This window comes from Pseudacidovorax intermedius, assembly GCF_001476815.1.
In the GTDB taxonomy this organism is placed as follows: domain Bacteria; phylum Pseudomonadota; class Gammaproteobacteria; order Burkholderiales; family Burkholderiaceae_C; genus Xenophilus; species Xenophilus intermedius_A.
This window is the reverse complement of the sequence record NZ_LDSL01000202.1, coordinates 1-8,965: the sequence shown is the minus strand read 5'-3', so window position 1 is coordinate 8,965 and position 8,965 is coordinate 1. Positions and strand designations below refer to the sequence as shown.

9 protein-coding genes are annotated in these 8,965 nt (G+C 70.2%); 6 read left to right on the top strand and 3 right to left on the bottom strand.

The genetic code is table 11. The features are described from left to right. From NS331_RS24195 to NS331_RS24185, 3 genes are all read right to left on the bottom strand, one after another. The coding region (locus tag NS331_RS24195) for an MFS transporter (protein ID WP_153013026.1) at positions 1–835 on the bottom strand (835 nt) is incomplete at its 3' end. Positions 836–1,077: 242 nt separating this feature from the next. After that, entirely contained in the window at positions 1,078–2,628 is a 1,551-nt protein-coding gene (locus NS331_RS24190; protein WP_058644477.1) for an alkaline phosphatase D family protein, read from the bottom strand. A 114-nt stretch (positions 2,629–2,742) separates the two neighbouring features. After that, positions 2,743–3,426: a c-type cytochrome gene (locus NS331_RS24185; RefSeq protein WP_058644476.1), complete on the bottom strand. Its 684-nt coding sequence runs from the start codon at positions 3,424–3,426 to the stop codon at positions 2,743–2,745. 153 nt (positions 3,427–3,579) lie between these two features. On the opposite strand from NS331_RS24185, the gene NS331_RS24180 reads away from it, so the two are divergent. The 6 genes from NS331_RS24180 (at position 3,580) to NS331_RS24155 (ending at position 8,810) form a co-directional block, all read left to right on the top strand. Further along, complete coding sequence (locus NS331_RS24180; RefSeq protein WP_058644475.1) at positions 3,580–4,422, top strand: AAA family ATPase; 843 nt, start codon at positions 3,580–3,582, stop codon at positions 4,420–4,422. Positions 4,423–4,468: 46 nt separating this feature from the next. Beyond that, positions 4,469–5,077 carry a GNAT family N-acetyltransferase gene (locus NS331_RS24175; protein WP_058644474.1) on the top strand — a complete coding sequence of 203 codons (609 nt, stop codon included), beginning with the start codon at positions 4,469–4,471 and terminating at the stop codon, positions 5,075–5,077. Position 5,078: 1 nt separating this feature from the next. Next, the gene (locus NS331_RS24170) at positions 5,079–5,294 is read left to right on the top strand and encodes an addiction module protein (protein WP_058644473.1); all 216 of its coding nucleotides are present in this window, start codon (positions 5,079–5,081) and stop codon (positions 5,292–5,294) included. A 4-nt stretch (positions 5,295–5,298) separates the two neighbouring features. Then, positions 5,299–5,592, top strand: coding sequence for a type II toxin-antitoxin system RelE/ParE family toxin (locus NS331_RS24165; RefSeq protein WP_058644472.1), 294 nt, complete (start codon positions 5,299–5,301; stop codon positions 5,590–5,592). 3 nt (positions 5,593–5,595) lie between these two features. Further along, positions 5,596–6,783 (top strand): vWA domain-containing protein, encoded by a 1,188-nt coding sequence (locus tag NS331_RS24160; RefSeq protein WP_058644471.1) that lies wholly within the window; start codon positions 5,596–5,598, stop codon positions 6,781–6,783. A gap of 101 nt (positions 6,784–6,884) precedes the next feature. Further along, positions 6,885–8,810, top strand: a complete 1,926-nt coding sequence (locus tag NS331_RS24155; RefSeq protein WP_058644470.1) for an autotransporter assembly complex protein TamA — start codon at positions 6,885–6,887, stop codon at positions 8,808–8,810. The last annotated feature ends 155 nt before the right edge of the window (positions 8,811–8,965 follow it).

Genomic DNA, 8,965 nt, shown 5'->3' with positions numbered 1-8,965 from the left:
GCGCCCGGTCGGCCAGGCGCGATCCCACCAGGTTGCCCGCCACCATGCCGACACCGAACAGGGCCAGCACCAGCGGCACCCGGTCCAGCGGCAGGCCGGCCACTTCGGTGAGCGTGGGCTTGACGTAGCTGAACACGCAGAACATGCCGCCGAAGCCGATGGCGGCGATGCCCAGCGTGAACCACACCTGGCGCCGGCGCAGCGCGCCCAGTTCGCGCATGGGGCTGGCGCCGTGGGGCGCCGCCATGTCCGGCACCCAGAGCCGGATCATCAGCACCGCCGCCGCGGCGATCAGCCCGACGAAGACGAAGGCGGCGCGCCAGCCGAAGTGCTGGCCCAGCCAGGCCGCGATGGGCACGCCGACCAGCGTGGCGCCGGTCAGCCCCAGCATCACCAGCCCGACCGCGCGCGCCCGCTGCCCCGGCGGCGCCAGGGCCGCCGCCACCAGCGCCGCGACGCCGAAGTAGGTGCCGTGCGGCAGGCCGGTCGCCAGGCGGAGGCCAAGCAGCGACAGGTAGTCCGGCGCCAGCGCGCTGGCGATGTTGCCGATGGCATAGAAGGCCATCAGCGCCATCAGCAGCACCCGCCGCCGCCAGCCGGCGGCCAGCGCGGCGAGCACCGGCGCCCCCACCACCACGCCGAGCGCGTAGGCGCTGATGGCATGGCCGGCCTGCGGAATGCTGGTGCCGATGTCGCGCGCCACCTCGGGCAGCAGCCCCATGATGACGAATTCGCCGGTGCCGATGGAAAAGCCCCCGAGGCCGAGGGCGAGCACGGCGCGCAGAAGCGTGCGTTCGGCGTGGGAGTCCTGGAGGGCGGCGGCGGACGAGGTCATGGCGGGCAGGCGGGGAAATGCGCGGGGCGTTCAGGCCGCAGGCAAAGGGCCGCAGCAAGGCGGCCACCGGCGGCAAGGCAGGGATCAGGGATAACCCGGGGAGTCGCCGACGCTAACAGCGCCGACGGTCGGGCCGATGGCGGACACCGCAATCCACGGCGTGGCGCGGGGTCATCCGGCACCGGCCGACGGCCTGTCGCCGGTGCCGTCGGGCCGCGCTGCCGCGGGGCGATGGCCGCGCTTCAGTCCGCCACCACGTGCACGCCCGGCGCGCCATGCTCGACCACGAAACGCGCCAGCCGGCCCACGCCCGAGTCTGCACGCTTGACGTCGTCCACGGCGCGGAACTCCACCCGCGCCTCCGACGGCGCCAGCGTGGCCAGCGCATAGCCACGGACGTCGCCCCGGCCCCAGCGCAGGTGCGGGTTGCGCGCCTGCAGCGCGGCCACGGTGGCCATCGACGGCCCCTGCGAGCTGATGGAGCCACCGACGAACTCGGTCGCCAGCGGCGCGGCATCGCCGTCGCGGCGCAGGTCGGCGGCCCAGAAGCAGTGCACGTCGCCGCTGAGCACCAGCGCATTGCGCACCGGCCGCGCGGCCAGGGCGGCGTAGAGCCGGTCGCGGTTGGCGGCATAGCCGTCCCAGCCGTCGACCCAGTAGCCCTGGGCCTCGCCGCGGGTGCGCGGGGCCGTGGCCATGAGCGTCTGCTGGGCGATCAGCGTCCAGCGGCCATCCGCCTGCGCCAGGCCCTGGTAGAGCCAGTCCTCCTGCCCGGCGCCGATGTAGCTGCGGCCGGCGGCGGTGCGCTCGTCGCAGTCGACGAAGCCCTTGTTGCCGGTCACCGGCACGCAGGCATGGGCCGAGCGGTACTGCCGGCCGTCGAGCACGAACAGGTCAGCCGCGCCGCCCATGCGCCAGCGGCCATGGATGCGCGCCTGCGTGCCCTGCGGCCGCATGCGGGCGGGCACGGGCATGTGCTCCCACCAGGCCTGGTAGGCGGCCGCGCGCAGGGCCAGGAAGCGCTGCGGGTCGGGCGTCTGCGGCGAGCGGTCGTCGGCGTAGTCGTTCTGCACCTCGTGGTCGTCCCAGGTCACGAACCACGGGAAGGCGGCATGGGCCGCCTGCAGGTCGGCGTCGGTCTTGTAGCGGGCGTAGCGGTTGCGGTAGCCGGCCAGGTCCTGCGGCAGGCCGGCCTCGTGCCGGCGCACGTGCTGCTGGCCCCAGGAGGCCTCGTAGATGTAGTCGCCCAGGTGCACCACCGCGTCGATGTCCTGCGCGGCCATGTCGCGGTAGGCGGCGTAGAAGCCTTGTTCGTACTGCTGGCAGGAGCCGAAGGCCAGGCGCAGCGGCTGGGCGTCCTGCGCGGCGCGGGCGGTGCGGGTGCGGCCCATGGGGCTGCGCTGGCCCTGGGCCGTGAAGCGGTACCAGTAGTCGCGCCCGGGCTGCAGGCCGGCCACCTCCACGTGCACCGAATGCGCGTCGGCGGCCAGGGCGATGGCGCGGCCGCGGGCGGCGATGCGGGTGAAGCGCTCGTCCTCGGCCAGTTCCCAGTCGACGGCCACCGGCGCCTCGCCCATGCCGCCGCCGGCGAGCGGCTCGGGTGCGAGCCGCGTCCACAGCACCACGCCGTCGGCCGTGGGGCAGCCGGAGGCCACCCCCAGCGCGAACAGCGCCGCGCCGTCGCCCGGCTGGGCCCGGAGGTTCAGGAAAGGATGGGCCAGCGCGGCCCCGGCGGCGCCTTGCAGGAGAAGGCGGCGGGACAGGCGGGCCAGGGGTGGAGCTTTCGGCGGCATGGCGCCATCATGCCCGGACGCCGTCGCGCCTCTCGGGGTTCGACGCGGCGATGAAAAAAGGCCTGCGGGCATTCGCCTCGCAGGCCTCGGTTCGATGCAGATGGCGGGCGCCGCTTACTTGCTGGCGGTGCGGTGCAGTTCCGACTCCGGCACCGTCTTGAGCTCGCCCGGCAGCGACGCGATGTACTGCGCCAGCTGCTTGAGCTCGGCATTGCTGTAGGGCTTGACCTGGGTGCTCATCACCGCGTTCGAGCGACCCACCAGCGGATGGCTGGTCTTGTACGCCTTGAGCGCCACGAACAGGTAGTCGCCGTACTGGCCGGCCAGCTTGGGCACGGTGGCGTCGTTGGGCGTGTTGAAGTTGGCGCCGTGGCACTTGGTGCAGCTGTTGTCGGCATTGCGCGCGATGAGCGCCTGCACCTTCTCGCTCGGCGCCTTGGCGGTGGCCGGCACCGCGGCGCTGCCCGCCATGCCCAGGGCAGAGTAGTAGGCAGCCAGGTCGGCAATGTCCTGCTCGGTCAGCGTGTCGGCGATGGCGCGCATGGTCGGATGCTTGCGGTCGCCACCCTTGTAGGCCGTGAGCGCCGCCGTGATGTAGCCGGCGCTCTGGCCCGCGATCTTGGGCACCTTGTGCACTTCGGGGAAGCTGGCCTGGTAGCCCACGATGCCGTGGCAACCCACGCACATGGCCACCTTTTTCGCGCCGTTGTCGGCATTGCCCGTCACCTTCTGCGCAGAGGCCACGCTGGTCACGCAAGCGACAGCAAGGGCAAACATCGTGGTCAACAGCTTGTTCATTTTGCGCGCAAAATCTCGTGAGGACGTGGGGGAATCGACCGGCGATTATAGGAAGCGACCCCCGCCGCCGACCCGCTGGAAAGCCCTGATCGCAGGCCTCTCCGGCCTCTTGCGCCTTCCGCGCCTTTCCCCTCCCCACACGTCAAGCCATCCATGAAATTCAAGGGTTCCGACAACTACGTCGCCACGCAGGATCTGATGCTGGCGGTCAATGCCGCCATCACGCTCAAGCGGCCGCTGCTGGTCAAGGGCGAGCCGGGCACCGGCAAGACCATGCTGGCCGAGGAAGTGGCGCAATCGCTGGGGCTGCCGCTGCTTCAGTGGCACATCAAGTCGACCACCAAGGCGCAGCAGGGCCTGTACGAATACGACGCCGTCAGCCGCCTGCGCGATTCGCAGCTGGGCGACGAGCGGGTGAAGGACATCCACAACTACATCGTCAAGGGCGTGCTGTGGCAGGCCTTCACCGCCGACGAGCCGGTGGCGCTGCTGATCGACGAGATCGACAAGGCCGACATCGAATTCCCCAACGACCTGCTGCGCGAGCTGGACCGCATGGAGTTCTACTGCTACGAGACGCGCGAACTGGTCAAGGCGAAGCACCGGCCGGTGGTGTTCATCACCTCGAACAACGAGAAGGAGCTGCCCGACGCCTTCCTGCGCCGCTGCTTCTTCCACTACATCAAGTTCCCCGATGCCGAGACCATGCGCCGCATCGTCGAGGTGCATTTCCCCGACCTCAAGCAGGAACTGCTGGCCGCGGCGATGAAGACCTTCTACGACGTGCGCGGCCTGCCGGGCCTGAAGAAGAAGCCGTCGACCTCGGAGCTGCTGGACTGGCTCAAGCTGCTGGTGGCCGAGGACATCCCGCTGCAGGCCCTGCAGAGCAAGGACGACAAGGTCGCCGTGCCGCCGCTGGTGGGCGCGCTGCTCAAGAACGAACAGGACGTGACGCTGTTCGAGAAGCTGGTCTTCATGCAGCGCAACAACCGCTGAGCCGGCCGCAGCTGGATCATCGACTGTCCCGACTGCCGGAACGCCCATGGCCTTCGTCGACCCCATCGAACTGAGCGAGCGCGGCGTGCGCCTGGTGCCGCTCGCCGCGCAGCACGAGTCCGGCCTTCGGGCCGCCGCCGCCGACGGCGCGCTGTGGACCATCCGCGTCACCTCGGTGCCGGAGCCCGAGAACACGGCCGCCTACATCGCCCAGGCGCTCAAGATGCGCGAGGACGGCAACCGCCTGGCCTTCGCCGTGCTCGACGAGGCCAGCGGCACGGTGCTCGGCACCACCAGCTACCACGACATCGTGCCGGCCATCCGCCGGGTGGAGATCGGCTACACCTGGTATGCGCAGCGGGTGCAGCGCACGCACGTCAACACGAGCTGCAAGCTGATGCTGCTGCGCCATGCCTTCGAGACGCTGCACTGCCACGTGGTGGGCTGGCGCACCGACAACTTCAACTTCGCCAGCCAGCGCGCCATCGAGCGCCTGGGCGCGAAGAAGGACGGCGTGATCCGCGGTCACGCCCCGCGCCGCGACGGCACCATCCGCGACACCGTGATGTACAGCCTGCGCGCCGGCGAATGGCCGGAGGTGAAGGCGCAGTTGCTGTATCTGCTGGACAAACCCCGCCCTGACTCAGGAGGCTGACATGAGCGCACTCCCGAAAGAAATCGCCCAACTCGGCGTGCACGAGAAGCTGCAGCTCGTCGAGGACCTGTGGGACAGCATCGACCAGGACCTGATGCCGCCGATGAGCGAAGAACTCAAGGCCGAGCTCGACCGGCGCTGGGCCTGGGTTCAGGCGAATCCAGGCAGCGCCTGCACGCCCACCGAGCTTGCGGCGTCCCTGGGCGTCCGTCTCTGAGCCCATGCCTTTCGAAGTGCATCTCGAGAAGCCTGCGCAGCGAGACCTGCGCCTGGCCTTCGAGTGGTACGAAGCGAAGCAAACGGGCCTTGGCGCCGAACTCCTGCGCAGCGTCGCCGCACTGGTGGAACTGCTCTCGCGCGATCCCCAGCGTTTCCGTCGCGGGCTGGGCGCCTATCGCAGCGCCAAGCTGCGTCGCTTCCCCTACGCCCTGCACTATCGGATCGAAGGCCAGCATGTCCATGTGCTCGCCTGCGTCCACTTTCGCCAAAGCCCCGACCGCTGGCCAGGAGCCTGACCCATGCTGATCGACTTCTTCTACACCCTGCGCGCGGCCAAGCTGCCCGTGTCGGTCAAGGAATACCTCACGCTGCTCGAAGCCCTGCAGGCCGACGTGGTGGGGCCGAACTCGGACGATGCCTTCGGCATGGACGACTTCTACTACCTCAGCCGCACCGCGCTGGTGAAGGACGAGAAGCACTACGACAAGTTCGACCGCGCCTTCGCCGCCTACTTCAAGGGCGTGGAGATGCTGACCGACTTCACCAAGGAAGTGCCGCTGGACTGGCTGCGCCAGGTGCTGGAGAAACAGCTCACGCCAGAGGAAAAGGCCGCCATCGAGAAGATGGGCTGGGACGAGCTCATGGAGACGCTCAAGAAGCGCCTGGAAGAACAGAAGGAGCGCCACGAGGGCGGCAACAAGTGGATCGGCACCGGCGGCACTTCGCCCTTCGGCAACGGCGGCTACAACCCGCAGGGCATCCGCATCGGCGGCGCGGGCAAGAACAAGAGCGCCGTCAAGGTGTGGGAGCAGCGCGCCTACAAGGACTACGACGACACGCAGGAGCTGGGCACGCGCAACATCAAGATGGCGCTGCGCCGGCTGCGCCGCTTCGCGCGCGAGGGCCACGAGGACGAGCTGGACCTGGACCAGACCATCAGCCGCACCGCCGCCAACGCCGGCTACCTCGACATCAAGATGCGGCCGGAGCGCCACAACAACGTCAAGGTGCTGCTGCTGATGGACGTGGGCGGCACCATGGACGAGCACGTCGCCCGGGTCGAGGAACTCTTCTCGGCCGTCAAGACCGAGTTCAAGCACCTGGAGTTCTACTACTTCCACAACTGCGTCTACGACTTCATGTGGAAGAACAACCGGCGCCGCTTCAGCGAGAAGTTCGCCACCTGGGACATCATCCGCAAGTACAACAAGGACTACAAGCTGGTCTTCGTCGGCGACGCGACCATGAGCCCCTACGAGATCCTGCAGCCCGGCGGCAGCGTGGAATACAACAACGAGGAGCCCGGCGCCGAATGGCTGCAGCGGCTGACGCACGCCTTCCCCAAGTTCGCCTGGATCAACCCCGAGCCGCAGGGCGTGTGGCAGTACCGCCAGAGCATCGCCGTCATCCAGCAGCTGGTGTCGCACCGCATGTTTCCGCTGACGCTCAAGGGGCTGGAAGACGCGATGCGGCTGCTGTCCAAGTGAGGCCGGCGCGCCGCGGGGCGTGACGAAGTCCTCGGCCAAGGCCCCACAGGACGGGCGGCATTCCGACAAGGCCGTGCGGCGGCCGATGCCAGAATTCCGCGATGCCCAGGGTGGACCCCCATCGACCGACGCCGGCGCCACTGCCGGCGTTTCTTTTTCTGCTGCTGCTCCTCGCCGCCCTGCTGCTGCAGGGCTGTAGCCTGCTGCCCGGCCGCAAGGACGCCGGCAAGGCGGACGACGCGCCCTCGGCCCTGGCCAGCAGCAGCGACGCCGCTGATGGCAAAACGGGCCGCCGCGGCTTCAACGTGCGGGTCGAAGGCCCGGACGAGGCGCGCGAGCTGCTCGAGCAGCACCTGGAGCTCCAGCGCTACCGCCGCCTGCCGGACCTGCAGCTGCCCGAAATCTCCCGCCTGATGGTGGCGGCCGATGCCAATGCGCGCGACCTGCTGGGCACGCTGGGCTATTTCACGCCCACGCTCAAGATGGAGATCGTGGACCTGCCGGCCAGCGCCGCCGTGCCCTACGAGGTGCGCATCCAGGTCGAGCCCGGCCCGCGCACGAAGGTGGTGGCGCACCGCATCGACTTCCAGGGCCCCATCGCCACCGACGGCAAGGCCGAGGCGCAGCGCAAGGCGATCCGCGACGGCTGGTCGCTGTCGGAGGGCCAGGACTTCACCCAGTCCGCCTGGGAAGGCGCCAAGAACGGCGGCCAGCGCAAGCTGGTGGCCGAGCGCTTTCCCACCGGCAGCATCGCGCTCAGCCGCGCCGACATCGACGCCGACAACGCCACGGCGCGGCTGTCGGTCACCTACCAGTCCGGCCCGGCCTACCGCTTCGGCCCCTTCGTGCTGCAGGGCGGCGAGCGCTACAGCGCCGACGGCGCGCGGCGCATCGCGCGCATCCCCACCGGCCAGCCCTACAGCCAGCAGGAGCTGCTCGACGCCCAGGCGCGGCTGGCCAGCAGCGGCTACTACGACTCGGTCTTCCTCACGCTCGACACCGAGGGCGACCCGCAGGCCGCCAGCGTGATCGCCCAGGTGCGCGAGGCCAAGCTGCAGAAGATCGTGCTCGGCGTGGGCTTCACCTCCGACTCGGGCCCGCGGCTGTCGGCCGACCACATCATCAACCGCATGCCGCTGCTGGACTGGCGGGCGGTGACGCGGCTGTCGGTGGACCGCAACACCCGCTCGCTCAACACCGAATGGAGCGCCATTCCGGGCGACGACGGCTGGCGCTGGATCACCTCGGGCGAGCTCAAGCAGGACCTGTCGGGCGACTACGAGGTGGACAGCGGCCGGGCCCGCTTCGGCCGCAGCAAGTCCGACCCGAAGATCGACCGCGCCTATTACCTGCAGTACGACTACGCCCTCAACCGCGGCATCGGCGCGCCGCCCTCGGCCTCGGCGCTGAGCGCCAACTGGTCCTGGACGGGCCGCTACTTCGACGACGCCGGCTCGCCCCGCCGCGGCTGGGGCCTGGGCCTGGAACTGGGCGCTGGGTACACGCTGAGCGGCGCGCAGCGGCCCTTCACCCGGGTCGATGCCCGCTCGCTCTACATCCTGCCGCTGGGCAGCGTGGCCGAGGGCGACGCGCCCGGCCTGGCCCGCCAGTCGCGGCTGGCGCTGCGCGCGCAGTTCGGCGCCGTCACGGCGGCGGAGGATGCGCAGATTCCGTCCACCCTGCGCTTCCTGACCGGCGGCGACACCAGCGTGCGCGGCTATGCCTACCGCTCCATCGGCACCACCGATGCCAACGGCGCCACCGTGGCCGGCCGCTACCTGGGCGTGCTCAGCGCCGAATGGCAGCGGCCGCTGGTCCTGGGCGGCAAGGTGTCGGCCTGGGAAAGCGTGGTCTTCGTCGATGCCGGCAGCGTGGCCGACGAACTGAGCCGCCTCAACAAGCCGCAGGTCGGCGTGGGTGTCGGTGCGCGCTGGCGCAGCCCCGTGGGCCCGGTGCAGGCCGACCTGGGCTACGGCGTGGAAACGCGCAAGTTCCGGCTGCATCTGCGGCTGGGTTTCAGCTTCTGACGGGGTCGCGATGCGCCGCCTGAGCCCTACCACTTCCACCGGCCTGCCCCTGCAGGCCCAGCCCCGGCGCCCGCGCGGCGCCCGACCTGCCGATGCGTGACGCGCCGCCTGCCGCCGAGACCCCGCCGGACGCGACCCCGATGCCGCCCCCGCCC